This is a genomic window from Ktedonobacter sp. SOSP1-52 (assembly GCF_016587395.1).
This window is the reverse complement of record NZ_BNJH01000004.1, coordinates 1,015,112-1,035,637: the sequence shown is the minus strand read 5'-3', so window position 1 is coordinate 1,035,637 and position 20,526 is coordinate 1,015,112. Positions and strand designations below refer to the sequence as shown.

The 20,526-nt window shown below is 55.9% G+C and carries 12 protein-coding genes; 7 read left to right on the top strand and 5 right to left on the bottom strand.

The genetic code is table 11. From position 1 onward, the window contains the following. The first annotated feature begins 430 nt into the window (after nucleotides 1-430). The gene (locus JMJ16_RS39610; RefSeq protein WP_201390440.1) at nucleotides 431-1,696 is read left to right on the top strand and encodes a lactate racemase domain-containing protein; all 1,266 of its coding nucleotides are present in this window, start codon (nucleotides 431-433) and stop codon (nucleotides 1,694-1,696) included. Between the two features lie 62 nt (nucleotides 1,697-1,758). Beyond that, nucleotides 1,759-4,362, top strand: a complete 2,604-nt coding sequence (locus JMJ16_RS39605; RefSeq protein WP_201390438.1) for a hypothetical protein — start codon at nucleotides 1,759-1,761, stop codon at nucleotides 4,360-4,362. Nucleotides 4,363-4,434: 72 nt separating this feature from the next. Here JMJ16_RS39605 and gyrB read toward each other — a convergent pair whose 3' ends face one another. Next, entirely contained in the window at nucleotides 4,435-6,441 is a 2,007-nt protein-coding gene (gene gyrB, locus JMJ16_RS39600) for a DNA topoisomerase (ATP-hydrolyzing) subunit B (RefSeq protein WP_236601900.1), read from the bottom strand. 541 nt (nucleotides 6,442-6,982) lie between these two features. Next, the gene (locus tag JMJ16_RS39595; RefSeq protein ID WP_201381999.1) at nucleotides 6,983-7,561 is read right to left on the bottom strand and encodes a zinc ribbon domain-containing protein; all 579 of its coding nucleotides are present in this window, start codon (nucleotides 7,559-7,561) and stop codon (nucleotides 6,983-6,985) included. Nucleotides 7,562-8,465: 904 nt separating this feature from the next. On the opposite strand from JMJ16_RS39595, the gene JMJ16_RS39590 reads away from it, so the two are divergent. After that, nucleotides 8,466-9,500 carry a glucosaminidase domain-containing protein gene (locus tag JMJ16_RS39590; RefSeq protein ID WP_201390436.1) on the top strand — a complete coding sequence of 345 codons (1,035 nt, stop codon included), beginning with the start codon at nucleotides 8,466-8,468 and terminating at the stop codon, nucleotides 9,498-9,500. 9 nt (nucleotides 9,501-9,509) lie between these two features. Here JMJ16_RS39590 and JMJ16_RS39585 read toward each other — a convergent pair whose 3' ends face one another. Both JMJ16_RS39585 and clpB read right to left on the bottom strand, forming a co-directional pair. Continuing rightward, nucleotides 9,510-10,907: a response regulator transcription factor family protein gene (locus tag JMJ16_RS39585; RefSeq protein WP_201390435.1), complete on the bottom strand. Its 1,398-nt coding sequence runs from the start codon at nucleotides 10,905-10,907 to the stop codon at nucleotides 9,510-9,512. 208 nt (nucleotides 10,908-11,115) lie between these two features. After that, nucleotides 11,116-13,710 carry an ATP-dependent chaperone ClpB gene (gene clpB, locus JMJ16_RS39580; RefSeq protein WP_201390433.1) on the bottom strand — a complete coding sequence of 865 codons (2,595 nt, stop codon included), beginning with the start codon at nucleotides 13,708-13,710 and terminating at the stop codon, nucleotides 11,116-11,118. Between the two features lie 492 nt (nucleotides 13,711-14,202). On the opposite strand from clpB, the gene JMJ16_RS39575 reads away from it, so the two are divergent. Together JMJ16_RS39575 and JMJ16_RS39570 are read left to right on the top strand one after the other, a co-directional pair. After that, nucleotides 14,203-16,629: an FtsK/SpoIIIE domain-containing protein gene (locus JMJ16_RS39575; RefSeq protein WP_201390431.1), complete on the top strand. Its 2,427-nt coding sequence runs from the start codon at nucleotides 14,203-14,205 to the stop codon at nucleotides 16,627-16,629. Nucleotides 16,630-16,707: 78 nt separating this feature from the next. Then, complete coding sequence (locus JMJ16_RS39570; protein WP_201390429.1) at nucleotides 16,708-17,829, top strand: FtsK/SpoIIIE domain-containing protein; 1,122 nt, start codon at nucleotides 16,708-16,710, stop codon at nucleotides 17,827-17,829. A 399-nt stretch (nucleotides 17,830-18,228) separates the two neighbouring features. Here JMJ16_RS39570 and JMJ16_RS39565 read toward each other — a convergent pair whose 3' ends face one another. After that, nucleotides 18,229-18,513 carry a hypothetical protein gene (locus tag JMJ16_RS39565; RefSeq protein ID WP_201370016.1) on the bottom strand — a complete coding sequence of 95 codons (285 nt, stop codon included), beginning with the start codon at nucleotides 18,511-18,513 and terminating at the stop codon, nucleotides 18,229-18,231. A 342-nt stretch (nucleotides 18,514-18,855) separates the two neighbouring features. Between JMJ16_RS39565 and scpB the strand changes: the two genes are divergently transcribed. Both scpB and JMJ16_RS39555 read left to right on the top strand, forming a co-directional pair. Further along, a complete protein-coding gene (gene scpB, locus JMJ16_RS39560) occupies nucleotides 18,856-19,590 on the top strand; it encodes an SMC-Scp complex subunit ScpB (RefSeq protein WP_201390427.1) in 735 nt (244 codons plus the stop codon). Between the two features lie 51 nt (nucleotides 19,591-19,641). Continuing rightward, nucleotides 19,642-20,520, top strand: a complete 879-nt coding sequence (locus tag JMJ16_RS39555) for a deoxyribonuclease IV (RefSeq protein ID WP_201390425.1) — start codon at nucleotides 19,642-19,644, stop codon at nucleotides 20,518-20,520. Nucleotides 20,521-20,526: the final 6 nt, after the last annotated feature.

The window sequence follows — 20,526 nt, the reverse complement described above, 5'->3', positions numbered from 1 at the left end:
AGGGTGTGTCAGCAGACGTCTCGAAGGAGAGGTCTCTTCTGTTGAAAGCATATCTCATCTTCATCTCAAGATGAACCTGCTGGTTAGCAGGGTGAGGATGCCTATGCACAAGGCACTTATATCTGATCTATTATACGCGAAATGCCTCAACAATTGCTACCAGAGACTAAAAATCTGCGCACATAGCTAGAAGAAAATCACCACCGATATGCTGAATGCCTTGATGACCTCGAATTCTTGCACGAAGAAATTACACAGTTGCCTGGTAAATAAATTTTTCTACTTTAAATATCCTATTTTTAAACTATTGCCTTTTTCAAGGCGTAACAGCAATATGAAGTGATGCCAGCAGGCACATGATACAATGCAAGGGATTACAATACATTGATCTAACCGGTATGGGAGAAAAGTGCAGAGAGGTGATATTACCATGAGTATGGGAACAGGCTATACACAACAGGCGCTCGGTGAGGAAGAAATGCGCCGGATTTTGGCGCAGGCCTTTGGCGAGCTTTCGCTGGACGGTGAGCGCGTCCTGGTGATTATTCCTGACAGTACACGCACGGCGCCCCTTCCCTTGCTGTTCCGTGAGCTATACGCCCTACTGGGTCAGAGGGTACAACGCCTGGATTATTTGATTGCTCTGGGGACGCACCCACCGATGTCTGAGGAGGCGATAGCGCAACTGGTCGGAGTTGATGCGAAAGAGCGCCAGGAGCGCTATCCCAATGTCGAGATCTATAACCATCACTGGGATAAAGCAGGCGTGCTAAAGACGGTTGGTGTGATCTCACGTGAAGAGGCCCAGGTGCTCACCAACGGCATCCTCTCGGAGGAGGTTCCCGTACGCCTCAATGGCATGATCTTCGACTATGACCAGATCGTGATCTGCGGGCCGGTCTTTCCGCACGAGGTCGTCGGCTTCTCTGGCGGTGCCAAATATCTCTTCCCTGGGATCGCGGGCGCGGATATCATCAACTTCACGCACTGGCTGGGCGCACGCCTGACCAGTATGCTCACCATCGGCACGAAGGATACGCTGGTGCGCCGGGTTATCCATCGCGCCGCAGCCTTTGTGGACCGCCCCATCCTCTGCCTGGCCCTGGTGATGCAGGGCGAGACCCTGCATGGACTCTACGCAGGCAACTATATCGATGCCTACAATGATGCCGCCGACCTTTCGGCGCGCTTGAACGTAATAACAGTTGAGCGACCCTTTAAACAGGTGCTCTCGCTACCATCGACGCGCTATGACGACCTGTGGACCGCGGCCAAAGCCATGTATAAGACGGAGCCAGCCATCGCGGACGGGGGCGAGGTCATCATCTATGCACCACATATCAGCGAGATCTCTTATACGCATGGCGCGCTTATCGGCGAGGTTGGCTATCATGTGCAGGAGTACTTCCTCAAGCAATGGGAGCGCTTCAAGCAGGTGCCTGGCTCAATTCTGGCTCATAGCACGCACGTGAAGGGGACGGGAACCTATGATAGCGCCACAGGCATCGAGCGGCCGCGCATCCAGGTCACGCTGGCGACCGCCATCCCCGAGGAGCGCTGCCGCAAGGTCAACCTGGGCTATCGCGACTATCGCGAGATCAATCCCGAGGACTGGGCCGGGCGAGAAGACGAGGGGCTGCTGCTGGTCCGCCACGCGGGCGAGATGCTCTACCACGCCCCCAGCATCAGAAAATAATGGCACGCGGTAACGTTTCTCTTAAAGAACTGAAAATTAGATAGGAGAAGAGAAGTTCGCTTATGTCCTGGACACCACTGGCCGAGCGCCTTGACGAGTTACCCTTGATTCTGGCGGGACCCATCTTACGACGGACGGAACCAGGCTCGGTCACGGTCTGGTTGGCGCTTAAAGCCGAACGCCTGGTCACACTTCATATCCTAGAGACTGAGGCCAGTGGAGCATTACGGGAGCGCTTCCAGGGCAGGCGCAAGACTGTTCGTCTGGGGGATAATCTGCACCTGGTCGCGGTCACGGCGCAGGTCTCGGCAAGTGAAGAGCCACTCGCCTGGGGCGAACTCTACTACTATAACCTCTCTTTTCAGGCCCACCAGGAGGCGGAACGCGAGGAGCTCTATACGCCAGGCATCTTACGGCCAGCAGAGCAGGTTGATGATCCGCTGGCATCGCTGATCTACCCTGGGCATCCCCTGCCAAGCTTCCTGCTTCCCGCGAGTAAGCTAGAGCAGGTGCGCTTTTTCCACGGCTCCTGTCGCAAGGCGCATGGCTCAGGGCGAGAGATGCTCTCGGCGCTTGATCTGCTCATCGAAAAGTCCACCCTGGCGGGAGACCATGAGCATGTTAATCGCCCCCAACAGCTCTATCTCACAGGCGACCAGGTCTACGCGGATGACGTCGTGCCGCCGCTACTCTTCGCACTGATGGATGCTGGGCAGACGCTCTTTAGCGGCCAGCGCCTGGAGATCCTGCCAGGTGTACGCCAGCCCGCGTCTAATTTTGCTCCCGGCATGCGACGCGACATTATCCATCACCAGGCGCTCTTCACCTCTAAGACACCAGATAGCCACCTGCTCTCCTTCGCCGAATACGCCTCAATGTACCTGATGGTCTGGTCCGATCAGCTCTGGCCCGAGACGCTTCCGGGAGCTGAGGAACTTTGGCAACGTTATCCAGCCAGCCGCCCTGCCATCCTGGCCCAGCAGGACCGTGATGCACAACACTTCATGGAATGGAATGCCCAGCTCGAACGCTTTCGCGCGCAACTGCCACATGTGCGGCGCGCTCTAGCCAATATCGCGACCTATATGATCTGTGACGATCACGATGTAACGGATGACTGGTTTCTTGATGGTGCATGGTGCCAGAATATCTTGAATAGTCAGACAGGCAGACATATTGTGCGCAATGGCTTGCTGGCCTATACCCTCTTTCAGGCCTGGGGCAACACGCCTGAACAGTTTGCAGACGGCTCTGGGCAGCTCCTGCTCTCAATGCTCGATAGCTGGCAGGGGCAAGAGGGGGCGGAGCAACGCTTGATTGATGAACTCATTGGTATGCCCTTGTCCTACAATGGGCAGGGCGAGCTAGCACGCTCTAAACGGGCTTTGCACTGGCACTACACCTACGAAGCCCCCAGCCACCAGGTCATCATCATGGATACACGCACACAGCGTCACTACGATAGCCCCAAGGCTTTTCCGGGCCTGCTCTCGCCCCAGGCCTTGCAGGAACAGATTGTCACGGCTGTACGACCCGAGGCGCAGGTCAACATAATCATTTCAGCGGCCCCGGTACTGGGCATCGACTTCATCGAAAATATTCAATTCTGGAATCAGCTGCGCGCCCACGACAATTATTCTATGGACTGTGAGGCCTGGGGGCTAGAATGGGGGGCGTTCCAACAATTTTTGCGGGCCGTAAGCGGCCTCAAGCGTGCCGTGATTCTGGCTGGAGATGTGCATTATGCCTTTGGCTCCAGCATGGAATACTGGGATATGCACACAGGCGAGACGGCCAGGCTAATCAACTTTACCGCTAGCCCACTCTGCAACGAGGGCGCAGGCGAACATATGGCCGTCCTGGCGCTTGGCTATCCACGCCTCTTGCGCCTGCAAAGTCGTGGGCGAGATCCCTATGTCAGCTTCCTGGCCTGGGATCTCAAGCCGGACAGCAATCTCATTTTCCAGACTGTGGTGAGAAACATTAGCCAGCACCTCTTCCGCTTCTGGTGGTCCCTGCCAAGGCTTATGGCGGCCCACAGGTCCCAGCGGGAGATAGTGTTGCCCTCCAGGGGCTGGCTGCCAGGCACCTTTAAACAGATTCCGCCAGATCGCGTCTATCGCATTCGTTACCTGCAAAACACGCGGGCGCCTGAGACAAGGCAGCGGAAACGGGGCGTGCTCCTGCGCTTTAGCCGCCTGCTACAGCGTCCGCAGCGCCTGGCCCTGGGCATAACCTGGTTACTAGAAAGCGCGCTCAGGAGGATACGGCAGAGGACTACGCGCCTGCATCAAAAGACAGAGCGCCAGCCCTTGAGTGTGCGCTGGCTGCTCGACCGGCCTACCCATGCCGTTACCCACGAAATTCTGGATAAAAGTGCAGACCTGGAGCAAGCGTTGAGCAAGCGCCGCAACGCCCTTGTCACGACGCTTCTCAAGGGCCGCAACTGGCTCAATAAGTGGAAGGCGGGCACGCTTATCGTTGGCTATAACAATATTGGCGAGATCTACTTCACGCCCGGCGACGAGGGGCTGCGCGAGGTCCGTCAGCGCCTCTGGTGGTGGCGGCAGGATGACGAGGGACAGAGCGGCGATATGATGCAAAGCACAGAGTACCGCGAGCGCCTGGCGCTGCCCACAAGCGCCGAGCGCCCCCCGCTGCCGTAGTTGTAGGTAGAAAAGCGAGAGAGACCTACAGCAATGCATTGCTGTAGGTCTCTCTCGCTTGTTATTTCTCTCTTAGATGTCCAAGTTGGCGTTGCGGGCGTGGCTCTCGATGAAGCGGCGGCGAGGTGCGACCTCGTCACCCATGAGCATGCTGAAGACCTTGTCGGCCTCGACGGCCTCATCGACGGAGACTTTGAGGATGGTACGACGCTCAGGGTCCATGGTGGTCTCCCAGAGGGTCTCCGGGTTCATCTCACCCAGGCCTTTATAGCGGCCAACCTCGGGTTCCTTGCCGTTGTGCGTGGCCTTGTATTCGTCGATCAGGGCATCACGCTCTTCTTCTGTGTAGACGAAGTGGATCTGCTTACCAAACTTGACGTGGTAGAGAGGTGGCTGCGCGATATAGAGATGGCCTCCACCGATCAGTTCGGGCATATAGCGGTAGAAGAAGGTCAGCAGGAGGGTGCGAATATGCGCGCCGTCAACGTCAGCATCACACATAATGACGACGCGGCCATAGCGCAGGCGGGAGAGATTGAACTGCTCACCAATACCCACACCCACGGCGGTAATGATATTTTTGACCTCTTCGTTGTGCAGGATCTTGTCCAGCGTGACGCGCTCGACGTTGAGGATCTTACCACGCAGGGGAAGGATGGCCTGGAAGTGGCGGTCGCGCCCTTGCTTAGCACTCCCACCAGCGCTATCGCCCTCGACCAGGTACAGCTCACAGCGGTCTGCGCGTCGCTCGCTACAGTCGGCCAGCTTGCCGGGGAGGGTGGTATCGAGCACGTTTTTGCGCTGGACGAGGTCACGTGCGGCCCGGGCGGCCTCACGTGCCTTGGCGGAGGTCAGACACTTGCTGATAATGGTCTTGGCCTCGCTGGGGGTCTCCTCGAGGTAGCGGTTGAGCATGTCCGCGGTAATGTTTTCGACAATGGGGCGGACCTCGGCGTTATTTAGCTTGCTCTTGGTCTGCGCTTCGAACTGTGGATTGGGGATCTTCACGCTGACCACTACGGCCAGGCCCTGGCGTACATCGTCGCCAGTTAGATTGGGATCCTTCTCTTTGAGCAGACCAGCCTTGCGGGCATAGTCATTGAGAGAGCGCGTGAGAGCGCTACGAAAACCAGTGATGTGCATGCCACCGTCTACGGTGTTGATGCCATTGGCAAACGAGAACTCGGTGGTTGACCAGCTATCATTATATTGCAGGGCAATATCGACTTTGACTTTATCAATCTCGCGGCTGGCGCTCGCGGGGCGTGCCTGAAGCGTGTTGCGATTCTTGTTAAGGTAGCGAACAAAGGAGACCAGGCCACCCTCGAAGTAGAAGGTTGCTTCACGGTCGCTACGCTCATCGCGAATGCCAATGGTCATGCCGCGATTGAGGTAGGCCATCTCGCGGAAGCGCTGGGCGAGGATATCAAAGTTATAGTCGCGTGTCTCCATAACGGAGAGATCGGGCAGAAAAGAAGTCCGGGTACCCGTGCCCTCGAAGCTGCCTACGGCGGCTAGCTTGGTGACAGGCGTGCCCTTTTCATAGCGCTGGCGATAGATTTTTCCATCGCGCCTGACATCGACCTGGCACCACTCTGAGAGCGCGTTCACCACCGAGACACCGACGCCATGTAGACCACTACTGATCTGGTAGCCGCCACCGCCAAACTTACCACCGGCATGCAGGACCGTCATCACGACTTCAAGCGTCGACATGCCCGGGCGCTGGTGATGCTCTTCAACAGGGATACCGCGACCATTATCCTCAATCGTGACCGAGCCATCGGCATGAATGGTGACCTGGATAGTATCGGCATAGCCGGCCATAACCTCGTCAACACTGTTGTCGACCACCTCCTGGATGAGGTGATGGAGGCCACGCTGATCGGTCGCCCCGATATACATACCTGGACGCACACGTACAGCTTCTAAGCCTTCGAGAATCTGAATATTCTGGCCGCTATAGCCATTGTTGCCATGATTCTGAGTGGTGCTACCCAGGTCAACCTCATCACTGCTAGAGATTGTATTGGCAGGAGTTGCTAGGGCCTCCTGCTCATCTGAAATGTGCTCTGCCATTATTGATTCTCTTGTCTTTGCCATAGAACCTGTACATTCCTTTTGCTCAGTAAACACGGAACTGCGGCGGAGGCCGTTGCGCCTGGATAAACAACGGACAAGCCGCGGTCTGATACGAATTGCTGTTCTTTGAGTGATCGTCGTGGCTGGTCCCCCTACCACAATGGCACAACAGTAGTAGCGCTAGGAACAGGGGGCGAGTTATAGATGTAGAAGCTAGCCCCAATGCCTGCTGGTTGGACGTCTTCAGGTTTTCGCCTGGCGTTCGCCTTATACATGACACGTGCTATGCACGTTCCAGGATGAGCAACAGACGACTGTGGAAGGCTAGTATTTCTCTGTGTAAGTATTCTGCTTGAGCATAGAAAAAGTGGCAATGAAAGCCACTGTGCGCCACATCATTATAGCACATTTTGCTTGATAAACAAAGCAGAGAAGTGGGTTGAACGGACAACCGCAGGGGAAAGAAAAGGGAAGAGATGAAGTGTGTCCCCTGGTGGCCCAGGCCACCAGGGGACACACTTCATCTCGCATAGTTTGGCTAGAAACGGTTCCCGGGAATCGGTCCCCCCATAGGAATGTTTGAGTTGGGAACGCCCGGCATATTAGCCATGCCTGGCATACTCGGCATAGGCGCGCCTGCCAGATTGGTTGTGCAGTACGGGCAAAAGGTCCAGCGCAGTTCCAGCAAGCGCTCGCACTTGGGGCAGGAGCGCTTGAGCTTTTGGCCACAGGAGGGGCAGACCTGGAAATCCGACTCGATGCGTGCATGGCAATTGCTGCACGTCTGACGCTCGGTCATTTCAGCCAGGAGCGACTCTTCTTCCAACTGGCGCTCATAGATCTCGGCCAGGGTCTGGCGGGGGCGCAGAATCATATACACAAAGACGCCCGCAATCGGAAAGATGGCGACAGCGACGGTAGAGATAATCTGCAGGAGGAAGTCTTGCGTGCGCGCGCGAATGTCGCGAAACGTCCAAATAACGGTGCTCAGCCAGAATACTACCAGGAAGGCCACCATACAAGCGACCATAGGACCGACCAGGTTTTGCAGTGTTGTGAGCCAGCCGGGCTGGGTAGTGGCCAGGGAGGTGCTCAGATTTGCATATACAAAATTCACAGGACAGACGCCCCTTTCAGAAAATAGAATAAAGTACTATTTACTACTCGCAACTTTTGCTTGCGTCGCTCCACTATTTTTTATCTGGATTAACGAGTTACATACACTCTCTTACAACGTTCGTTTCCCCTAGCATGATGACGACATAGGACTATAAGCTGGCAGAGTTTTTGCTATCTTCTTTATATAATACTCTACAAACGCCATATAATCACCTATGAATACCTCCCTGACCCTTCGCACCTGTATCCACATACCCTTACCCGCCGGGGGTGTGAAGGCTGCTGAGCTAGTCTCAGCAGTTGAGGCAGAATGGTTCCTGTTGGCTCTCAAGCCTGGTAAATAGCCTCTCTCTAATATATATCGAGAGGGATACGAAAAAGGAACATTTTCGTAACTTACCCCAACCTATAGGCTAGGTGCCGACGCTGCAAAAGCAAGCGTCTACATATAATGGCCCTGCATATCGCCTCTGATGTCCTCTCCCAGAATAATAATATGTTTGTGAAGGCTCGTCCTGGGCAAGCCCATGCCAGCAAGGACCCCGCATACTCTTTTATTCTCCAGTGCTGGGCATGATATTGTGGGCCGGGCGGATGCCCGGCCCACAATATCATGCCCAGCACTTTAAGATTCTAAGCAAATTCTAATGTAGTTCGAAAAACAGGACTTAACTCTTACTAGTTTAGATGTTTTAAAGGTGATATGATAGTTTCTAACTAGAGGTTTATCATGAAGGCTGCGGTTATAGCGCCAGTGAGAATATGGTAGACCTGTATCTGGCCCCGCTTCAGCCGCAAGCGGAACGTGTAGCCAGAGAAACGTATAGGTAGGAAACTTGTGCGGTTCTGAGCATTATGCTACAATAGAACACTAGTTCAAAGGCCCTATAAGGAGGTTATTCATGGCGAGTGGTAACTACGCCAGGAAGCGCTCACCACGCCAGCCAGTCGACACGACTTCACCCATACCCGCTCGAGCTACTCGACAATTGCCAGCCGTACAACAGCATCCCTTTGATGATGAAGATATTCTGACGGAATCGCTTCCGCCGCGTACACGCCCTACACCCACGACCACTGCGGCAATCAGGCGGACGACAGCGGAGGCACAGCGTCAGACGAGTGAGTTCAGGCGGGCGGGCACACCAGCGCCACGTGCGGCGCGCCCATTACAACCAAATAGGAATACTACACGTAAGCCCGCATCCAAACGTCGCTACCAGGTCATCGACGATTACGCGCCGCATCCATTACACCGGCATCGCCGCTGGCTCAATCCACTCGTCTATAGTTCACTCATTGGCGTTGTCTTCCTGGCTCTCTTGCTCTGGGCCGCTATCGCGCAGCGACCGGGTGCGCCGATGCTCTTACCATATGCGGGAGGACAGGTCTACAATATCCAGGTTGGCGCCGATAAGGCGGGGACCTGGGAGTCCCCTAAGCCCGCGCCCCCTAAGGTTCCGGTCCCAACAGGGCCCTACTCGATCCTGGGCAAGCCCACGGTCACCGCCGACTTTATTAATAAGGTGCTGGCTAACGCTGGCTCTCCGGCGGCAGGCAAGGGGCAAGCCATGTATGACCTGGGTGTGCAATATGGCATTGATCCGGTCTTTGGCCTGGCCTTTTTCCAGCATGAGAGCACCTTTGGAAAAAATGGCGAGGCTCGCACTACGATGTCGCTGGGCAATCTGCGCTGTATCCCGGACCATGAGTGCATTGACCAGGACCGTGGCGGCTACGCCAAGTTTAATGGCTGGGAAGATGGCTTTCGCTCATGGTACGCACTTATGCGCAACCTCTACGTCGCCCAGTGGGGACGCAGTACCATCGATACTATTATTCCCAAGTATGCCCCCAGCGCGGATAACAACAATGAAGCGGCATATATCGCTTCGGTCAAACGGGCAGTCGATAACTGGCGCGCTGGCAACCTTTGATGTGGAGTATCATCGCGCTTCCACGAGGCCTTGAGCCAGGGCTTTGCTCAAGGCCTCAGTCCGGCCTGAGACATTCATCTTCTGGTAGATATTCGCCAGGTGAAAGTTGACGGTACGCTCACTGACATAGAGGCGGGCCGCGATCTCTTTATTACGCAAACCACGTGCCAGGAGGCGCAACACCTCCAGCTCACGCGTAGTAAGCGCCTCGCTACGCGCTCCCCGTTCACGCTCACGCCCCACACGCGAGAGAAGACGGCCAGCAAGCTGTGGCTGCACCAGGACCTCTCCACGCGCCACTACGCGCAGCGCCTCAGCCAGCTCCTCAGATGAGACATCTTTTAAGAGATAACCATCGGCTCCGGCACGCAAGGTTTCATACAGGTAATCTTCCCGCTCCTGCGTTGAAAGCATCAGGACACGCGTGTTGAGGTTCAATTGCTTGATCCGGCGCAGGGCCTCCAGGCTCTGACCTTCAGGAAGCTGGGCATCGAGCAAGACGACCTGGGGTCCCAGTTCTAATGTCTCGCTCACGGCCTGCACCCCATCTCCAGCCTCACCCACCACCCACAGGTCCGCGTAGCTTTCCAGCAGGTGATGCAGGCCCGCGCGTACGACTGGTTGCGCATCGACTATGAGCAAGCTGAGGCGCGCTTCAGGCTGGGATGGTGCCGAGACAGAAATAGGGGCCGCGAGTTCCGCAGGCACTACTGCTTGCGCTCGTTCATGCTGATAGGGGAGGCGCGCCTGCACACGCGTTCCCTGCGTAAGCACCTCGCTCGTCAAGGTACCCCCCATCGCCTCAAGGCGGGCACGCAGGTCACAATAAATATGTTCGGAGAAGTTTCCTACTCCCTCTTGCACGTCAGACCAGAAGGGCGGAGGATCATCGGGGGTAGGAAGATCCGAGGGCGCGGCTAGCGTTGGGAGTGTGCCATCATCCTCAATCGCCAGGAGGATATCCTCCTGTGTATAAGCTAGTGTCAGGCGCACGCGCCGCGCTCCTTGATGCTGGCGCAGTTGATACAGCGTCTCCTGCGCCAGGAGAAATAGCAGATATTCAGCATGAGTGACGCCCGCGTCCTGGGCGTGTTCCTCCGCACCTGTCAGGGTGACCCGGCTGGAGAGTCCAAGCTGCTCCGCAGTAGCATCAACTAGCTGCTCAAGCGCCTCGCCAAGCGTATGCCCTTCTAGCTCGGGCAGGACCAGGTAGTCGCTCGAGGTGCGCGCCAGGTGCAGGGCCTGCCGGGTCATCTGCTCGAGTGAGCATAGATGGCTCGCCAGATCTGGCATGTGTTGCAGGTCTGCACTCGCAGATAGCACCTGGAACTCAATGAGCATAGCGCTCAGTGTCTGGAGAAGTTGCTCATGCTGCTGTTCTTGTGAATGCGCATTCTCGCTTGCCATATTTGTTTCTCACGATTCATTGTGAATTTGTTGTAGTTTCTCGCCGCAGGCGAGAAACTACAACAAACAAGATTTTCTGGGGACACCCCAGGCCCCGGCAGGAGGGGAAAACCCCTCCTGCACCTCCCCATCTGTAGATGTTAGATGGCCTGGATAGCGGCAGAGTGCAGGGCCAGTTTGCCCTCCTGCACCTCCCCATCTCTAGATGTTAGATGGCCTGGACGGCAATGGAGCGTAGGGTTAGTTTGCCGTTCTGGATGTCGATCTGGACGGTGTCGCCGTCGCGCACGGAACCATCGAGGATAGCGCGCGCGATGCGGTTCTCGACCTCCTTCTGGATCGTCCGTTTGAGTGGACGGGCGCCGAAGTGGGGGTCGTAGCCCTCCTCGGCCAGGTAGTCCTTAGCGGCGTCGGTCAGTTGGAGCGTGATATGGCGCTCGGCCAGGCGTGGGCGCAAGCGGTTGATCTGAATATCGACGATGTTGCGCACCTGCTCCTTGCTGATGGGGTGGAAGATGATGACCTCATCAATACGGTTGATAAACTCGGGCCGGAAGCCCTCCTCGCGCAGGCGCTGGCGCACCGAGCGCTGTACGTCTTCCTCGTCCATGCCATCATACTCATGCAACCAGGCTGTGCCGACATTACTGGTCATGATAACGACAGTGTTACGGAAGTCGACCGTACGCCCCTGGCCATCCGTCAAACGCCCATCATCCAATAGCTGCAACAGGACGTTAAAGACTTCGGGCGCGGCCTTCTCGATCTCGTCAAGCAAGATCACACTATAGGGATGGCGGCGCACAGCCTCGGTGAGCTGGCCGCCTTCTTCGTAGCCCACATAGCCAGGAGGCGCTCCGATCAGGCGCGAGACTGAGTGCTTCTCCATGTACTCTGACATATCGATACGCACCATGGCCTGCTCATCATCAAAGAGGAACTCGGCCAGGGCACGCGCCAGCTCGGTTTTACCAACGCCGGTCGGACCCAGGAAGAGGAAGCTCGCCAGCGGACGATTGGGATCTTGCAGACCCGCACGCGAGCGACGTATGGCGTCTGAGACCGCCTCAAGTGCCTGCTCCTGGCCCACAACACGCTCACGCAAACGCTCCTCCATGTGCAGGAGCTTCTGCACCTCGCCTTCCATCATTTTGGAGACGGGGATATGCGTCCATTTCGAGACGATATTCGCGACATCCTCGGCATCCACCTCTTCTTTGAGCATACGCGAGGACCCTCCAGTCGAAAGCTTGGCCTCCATCGCCTGGATACGTTCCTCAAGCTCTTTGATGGTACCATAGCGCAGGCGCGCCATGCCCTCGTAGTCATAGGAGCGCTCGGCCTGCTCGTACTGAACCTGGGCCTCTTCAAGCTGCCTCTTGAGCGACCTCAGCTCATCCACGGGAGCACGCTCGCTCTCCAGGGCCAGTTTCAGGGAGCGCAGTTGCTCATTCAAATTGGCGATATCCGCCTCAACACGCTCGCGGCGCTCACGGCTGGCGGGATCGGTCTCTTTCTTCAGCGCCTCCTGTTCCACCTGTAACTGGCGTATGCGGCGGTCCAGGGCATCGATCTCGGTTGGTGTGCTATCCAGCTCTACACGACGATGACTGGCCGCCTCATCGATCAGGTCAATGGCTTTATCGGGCAGGAAACGGTCTGTGATATAGCGATTTGAGAGCATGGCTGCGGCCACAATGGCGCTATCCTGAATGCGTACGCCATGATGGACCTCGTAGCGTGGTTTCAGGCCACGCAGAATACTAATGGTATCTTCAACACTGGGTGGATCGACCAGCACTGGCTGGAAACGACGCTCAAGCGCGGCGTCCTTCTCAATATGTTTGCGATACTCATCGAGCGTGGTCGCGCCAATACAGTGTAGTTCACCACGCGCCAGCATTGGCTTGAGCATGTTTGAGGCATCCATGGCGCCCTCAGCGGCTCCCGCTCCGACAAGAGTATGCAACTCGTCGATAAAGAGGATAATGCCGCCCTGGGCACTGGTGACCTCCTTCAGGACCGCTTTGAGTCTTTCTTCAAACTCGCCACGGAACTTGGCGCCTGCGACCAGGGCGCTCAGGTCCAAGGTCACGACCTGCTTATTCTCCAGCGTCTTAGGAACATCACCACGCACAATACGCTGGGCCAGGCCCTCTACAATGGCTGTTTTTCCAACGCCAGGCTCGCCAATCAAGACGGGATTATTCTTCGTGCGGCGGCTCAGCACCTGGATTACGCGCCGGATCTCTTCGTCGCGCCCAATGACGGGGTCAAGCTTTCCCTCGCGCGCCGCCGAGGTCAGGTTACGCCCATACTTCTCCAGCGCCTGGTATTTCCCCTCGGGATTCTGATCGGTCACGCGCTGCGCACCTCTAATAGATGTCAAAGCCTGTAAGACAGAATCGCGACTCAAGCCAGCAGATTGCAGGGCTTTGCGCGCCTCGGTATCGCTGTCGAAGAGCGCCAGGAGCAGGTGCTCGACGCTCATATATTCATCTTTAAATTTCCCCATCTCGCTCCACGCATCATCCAGGACTTTGTGCAAGCGAGGTGAGATGCCAGGATCACTGCCGCCATAGACGCGCGAGAGTCGATCCAGGTCGCTCTCGACACGGCGCAGAACGGCCTGCGTGCTTCCACCAGCTTTTTGAATAACCTGGGGTACAACCCCGCCCTCTTGCAACAGGAGTGCGTTCAGCAAATGCTCTGGCTCTACCTGCGCATGATTGCGGCTACGCGCAATCTCCGATGCCTCATATATGGCCTCGCGGGCTTTCTCTGTAAAGCGCTCTATTTTCATATGCAGCCTCCATCGCACCCTGAAATGATTTTTTTACGCTATCACTATACTACAATGAGTAGTAATCTAGCAAGAAGTTTGAGTGCTTATCTATCAAACTTTAACATTTCTTTGTGGGCTATTTATTCCCACATCTGCTAGGAAATTGAGAAACGCCCCGCTCCGGTAGGGGCCCGCTTTAGCGCGCCCAAAGGCGATTAATCGCCTGTAGGCGCAGCCTATACGTTTCCTCTTGATTGTATTGCCTACCCACGACAAAACCAGGCTTGCGCCGCACTGCCATGAATGGCATTCGGACGCGCTAAAGCTGGTCCCTACCGGTTTGGGAAGCCGCCTCGCGTGGCTGAAATAAATCGCTGAAACGCTGTAGGCACGAAGGTTTATAAGAACGTCCTAGAAATTTGCAATAATATAGAAGCTTTGTTACCATAACATAAGAGTAGAAAGATATGCAAACAAGTAAATCCGGTTTATGTTGAGAGGGAGGGGTCAGTGTCTCACCAACAAGCTACGTCTAAGCCTGCCAGTCATGTGATCTCGCGTAAGGCCCGCATCTGGCCGGAGATTCCCCAGGAGAAGGTTCTATTACCTAGCGCGCCACAGCTCCCACAGGGGCCGCAGGTGGGGACACTTTCTTTTGTGCTTTTTAATCTGCTGGGCATGGGACTCTATGTGCTTATCTTTAGTACCTTCAAAATTGGGGGAGGCGCTCAGTTCTTTTTGCTGCCATTTATCGCCATTTCGGGCATGATGGCGCTGGGGACGGTGGCGAATTTCCTGGTACAACACTTCAGCACGAGACGTAAGAGTAAGGCATTGATGGAACGCTATGAGGCACAGATACAGAAGATAGAGCAGAGACTCCAGAGCTTGCACTGGAAAGAACGGCAGGCGCGCCTGGACCTTGATCCGCCACTTCTTCCCCCCAGGCCTGAGCAACAACTCTATCAGGGCCTGAGCATCGTGCCCTTGATAGAGCGTGGCTTCGATGAACAGGATACTCAGCTCTGGGCGCGCAAGCCAGATGATCCAGATTTCCTCACTGTGCGCATCGGCATGGGCAGCCAGCCAGCTACGTATGAAATTCAGGCTCCCCCCACGGCAAACACCTTCCCCAACCAGCCGAGCCTGGAGGCCTCCCTGGCGCGTGTCCAGGCCTTACAGGAGAGGCATAGCACGTTAAAGGTCCCCATCACAGTCAAGCTCAACGAGCCAGGGCCTATCGCGCTAGTGGGGACACGCGACAGGCTTGAGGCGGCGCGTGAGTTGCTACAGGCCATGGTTTGCCAACTCGTCTATCACCATTCACCTGAAGAGGTGCGCATCATCATCCTGACACCACGCTCACAAGAGCAGGCCTGGCGCTGGGCAACGGCTCTGCCTCATACGGTACTATATGATCCACGCCAGGCAGAAGAGGTTGTGGACGAGAGTAATCAGAGACACGCCGTCGCCATTGGCGCGGGGGCGATCCTTGAGCATTTGCCCTTAATCTCGCGGGAGCTGGGGCGGCGCGAACTCCTGCTTGGCGATACACGCCGGGAGGCAGGGCAACACCTCTTACCTCACCTAGTAATTGTCGTTGACCACTTCGATCTCTGGCAGGATCTAGATCAACCCTCGGCTCCGCAGCCCGTGGTCTCGCCCCATAACTCTATTCAGCGCACTGGCTCGCTTGAGCACCGGCCTCAGCTCTCCGTCTCTCCCCTCAAGCGCCCCGAGATGACGCTGGCGCTCAGCGGACCTACAACCCTGGGGGTCTCAGTGCTCTGCCTCTGCGCACACAAGGCGGATGTCCCCATGAATAGCAACCTGCTGGTGGATATCACACACATTCAGGATGATAAGCAGGCAGGAAAGGAGAGTTATACACACCAGGCGCAGGTGCGCCGGCTCTGTCCCAATCCGCCACCTGCTATTACATGCGACGAGGTAGATGGTGTGCCCTTGCAGGCGTTGAGCTACTTCTCACAGCGCATGTTCCCGCTGCATGTCAACCGCACTAAACGCCTGGAGTTGCGCACGCAGGTCGATCTGCGCACGCTCTTCGAGCCGCCACTTGACCTGCTCTACTATGACCCCTTCGCCTACTGGAGCGATCCTATGTTCCGTGGACGTGACGCGAAGGGCAAAGAGATGCCCATGATGCGTATTCCCATTGGGACGAAGATAGGTGATGAAATTCAATATCTGGACCTGCTCAAGGATGGCCCTCATGGCCTGCTCATCGGGCAGACTGGTTCAGGCAAGAGCGAGCTACTCCAGACCATTATCATGGCGCTCTCCATCATCTATCGCCCCAATGAGGTCAATTTTCTGCTGATCGACTATAAAGCGGGGCTGGCGCTGGAGCCTTTCCGCCATTTGCCGCATACCATCGGCTTCCTCTCCAACGTCTCCTCGCCCGCGCTCATCCAACGCTTTATTACGATGTTACGAGCCGAGGCCACGCGTCGCGAGATCCGCCTGAAAGAAGGCAAGAAATCGCCGCGCCTCATCATCATCATTGACGAGTTTGCCGAGATGGCCAAGCAGACCGATTCTGTTCTAGATGAGCTCTTCACGATCACACGCGTTGGGCGCGAGATTGGCATGCACCTGCTCCTGGCATCACAGCGACCCGAGGGCATTATCGCCACGCGCGTCCGAGACTATGTCCAGTACAGACTCTGCCTGCGCTGCGCCTCGCCGGAGGACAGTCGGGAGATCCTGCGCCGCGTCGATGCCGCCTACCTGCCCGCTAGCATTCCAGGGAGAGGCTATCTCCTGCATGGAGACAATCAGCTTGATCTCTTCCAGGCGGCCCGCGTCTCGATTCCTGTTACCCTTGACCAGCTCTATGTCAAACCCAATGGGATCGAGACCCCGGTCGATCCCACCAACGACGTCTTGATCGCCCAGCTAGCAGCAGAAAAGTAATTTTGTGGTGGAGGGTGCACGCTGACAGCCAGCGGCTGTCAGCGTGCACCCTCCACCACAATAGAAAGAGAGAGAAAGATGAGCACTCCCCATTTACAAACATTTCAGAATGCACAGACGGTTGCCGAGGTTCTGGTTGGACGCATTACCGAAACCTACTCGCGCGAGGATGCGCGCAAGGCTGGCATTTACTACTGGCCGGAGCCGCTGCCAACGCCCAGCCAGCCCCTTGATCCCGATCCATTGATTCTTTTTCGTCCCGGGGGTGAGCATGAACAGCTAGCAGGCTCCCGTCCTGGGCGCGTATCGCTTGTGCGCGGAAGTATCGCCGAGTTTCTTGCCAGGCATGAGCGAGAACGCCTCAAACCAACAATGCAGCTTCCACTGGGCCTTGTAGACAAGCCTGAGCAGCAGAAGCAGGAGACGCTTATCGTCGATCTGCATGGTTCAGCGGGAGCTTTGAGCGGCGGCCCGCTTTTGATCGCAGGCGCGCAGCATAGTGGCAAGAGTACGGCACTGCAAAGCATCCTGCTCTGGCTCACCACGTACTATGGCCCCAACCAGTTGCGCTGCGCCATCATCGACCCACACTATGAACTGGATGTCTTTCGCGAACTGCCTCATCTCCTTGATGGCGAAGGGCATCAACTCTGGACTGATGGTAGCAGCGACGAGAAGTTGGAGGAGTTCGCGCGAAACATGCATGGTCTACTGGCCAAACGGCGCGAGGCACTCCCTGAGCAACGTTGGACCGAGAACAGCCTGGGTCAGCTCTGGGCACAGGGGCATGTTATTCCTCAGATACTACTCATTATCTGCCACTATCATAGCTTTGCCGAGCGCTTCAACGCCGCCATAACGCTGAAGAAGCTTGCTTTAGCGATGGCCGAGGCCCGTACCATGGGAATGTACCTGGTTGTCAGTAGCGCCGAGGTAGGGTACCGCTTCCTCTCGTCAGAGCTGATGGGGAAATTTGGCACCAGCATCGGGCTGTACCTCAATGAGATCCAGCGCTTAGACCTCTTCGGGCGTCCCCCCATCCTTCCGGACCCCATTCCTGGTCGTGGCCTGATCCTGGCACCAGATCGCAGCATTCACCAGGTGCAACTGGCCCTGCCCATTGCAGGCCCCAGCGAGAGCGTGCGCTACGAAATACTCAAGCATGAGATCGCCAAACTTGCTACACGCTATAACGCTTGAGAGCCCACTACTGGCATACGCGGCTACTGTGGGGCTGCCAAACACAGGCGCGCCATGTACCGGTGGCGTCTCTGTAATTTGGTTTGGGAAGTTAGTTTGCTTTGTTGGAGGGGATTTGTGGTAAGAAAACGAGGAAGGAAGGCGTGTGAGTTCTCAGGCACAAGACACCACAAAGAGACAAGTAATAATGGGCAAAGAAGGCCATCGAACATACACGCCCAATACGTGGGATCGGCAGCCAGGCACAAACGCCCTCGGTACCGGATGTGGGAGGTTTGTATATGACCCTGACAAGGGATTGGGCCTATACAAACCCATCACATTGCGTGACCCTTTATCTTTACATGGTCACCTCTCAAATACACAATAGTTGTGTATGTATCCTGCCGGTTCAGGAAATTAGTGCATGCCGTTGAGGCGGCTTATGTGGCTGCTGCTATCATCCAGCATATTCTGCAAAGCACCGTTGTAGCGCCCCATCTGATCGGTGATGTTGGCGACGTTAGTGGTCCAGCTATTCAGTGAATCCTGAAAGTTCGCAATCTGGTTGCCATTGAAAGAGTTGTTCAAGAGGTTGTTCGCTACATGAAAGTCCTTCAAGACATTTGTCAGGTTAGCCTGAATGTTGCTCAAATTAGAAATCAGGACACTAAGGCTTTCGAGATCCAGATTTACACCTGCCATTTTGAATATTCTCCTTACTACGTACCTTCTATAGTATTCTGGCCTTGTGACGTTTATATTGGCCATTAACGGATTTATCTTTCCGTTGTCAATACTTTATCAGAGTATATTTTTAAAGTCAATACATTTTTACACTAAAATATCGTAGATTAATATATTTTAATTGCAATTATATGCAAACATGTTACTTTATCTATATATTTTGCATAAAATGCAATCAGGACATGGGCGATATGAAACGACCTTCAAACTCAGGTGTTCTTCATGTAATGATTGTTCAGAGGGATAGGCATGGTGGCGAGTTGGCTATTAGATAGAGAAAGAAGAAGAATTTTCTGGTGATTGTGTTATACTTTTCTCACTATGCAAGAGAACAAGCTCGAACCATCGCTTGAGAGGGCCATAAGCGCCCAGGGGCCAGTTTTGGCGCCCGAGGCACACCAGTTGGGGGCAGCTATCGAAAGCCTGCTCTTCGTCTCTGGACGCCCCTTAGAACGTGCGGAGCTGCGCAAGTTGCTGGGTATCGGGAATGAGCAATTGGAGCCCGGCATCAGGGCGCTGGAGTCTACGCTTCAGAATGGGCAGCGAGGGATTCGCCTCCAGCGGCTGGGTGAACAGGTGCAGCTTGTCACTGCGCCAGAGAATGCGCATTATGTCGCGGCCCTGCTGGGGCTTCCCATGAGCGCGAAGCTGACGAATGCATCCCTGGAAACGTTAGCGGTCATCGCTTACCGCCAGCCCATGACGCGCAGCCAGATTGAAGCCGTGCGCGGCGTGAACAGCGACCGTGCGCTGGCAAGCCTGCTGCAACACGGGCTGGTGGCTGAAGTCGGTCGCGCCCAAACAGTGGGACGCCCGGCGCTCTTCGCGACCACCGCCGAGTTTCTACAGCAATTCGGCCTGACCAGCCTGGAGGAGTTGCCACATATCGACCTGGCAACCCAGCAGATGCGTATTGTGCCAACTGAGACGGCGGAACAAAGTACGCCCAACGGTGAGAGTGGCCAACCTGGCCAGAATTCCGCCGCCAGCCAGCCAAATCTCCCTACGTTTCAGGTGCCCCAGGGCACAGACTAAGCTGGCGCCTGATTTATTTATTTTGCGGCGGATCGCGAGGAAAAGGATAACATGCGTATTGGACGACATATGCCCACAGGCTCCAAGCCCCTCAAGGCTATTGAGACCGCCCGGCAGATTGGTTGCCAGGCCATCCAGGTCTTTGCCAGCAATCCCACAGGTTGGAAGCTGCCAGTTCTCGATGAGAAGAGTGGCCAGGCCTTTGCCATGGCGGCACGCGAGCAGGAACTGAACCCCATTGTGCTCCACGCACCCTATTTAATTAACCTGGGCACGCTCGACGCCACCATCTGGGAGAAGTCTATTCTCCTATTGGCTGGCACACTTCAGCGAGGCGCGCAGCTCGGAGCATCCTATGTTGTTTTCCATACCGGGAGTCACCGGGGTGCGGGCGTGCCCACAGGTCTGGCGCGCATCGCACAGGGCATTGAGCGTGTCATGGACCAGAGTCCCGCCAAGGTCATGCTACTCCTCGAAAACGATGTTGGGGCTGGCAACGCCCTGGGGCATAGCTTTGAACACCTGGCCACTGTTCTCGCGCATCTCCCACAGTATAGCCAGCGCCTCGGCGTCTGCCTGGATACGGCCCACCTCTGGGGCGCGGGGCACGACATAAGTACCCCCCAGGCCGCGCAGCAGGTGCTTCAGCATTTTGATGACACTGTTGGGCTAGCACGCCTTAAGGTGCTACACCTTAATGATACCGCGATGGCCCTAGGCAGCCATAGAGATGTGCATACACGCCTGGGTGAAGGCATTATTCATCCCACTGGCCTGCGCGCCCTGCTCACTGATCCTCGCCTCTCACATGTAGACGTACTTATGGAGACGCCTATTGAGACAGACGAGGATGGCAAAGAGGACTGGGTCCATGACGCGGGACAAATCGCCTACGCCAAAAGCCTGTGTCTCCCCGAAAAGCGCTGCTAAAACTCT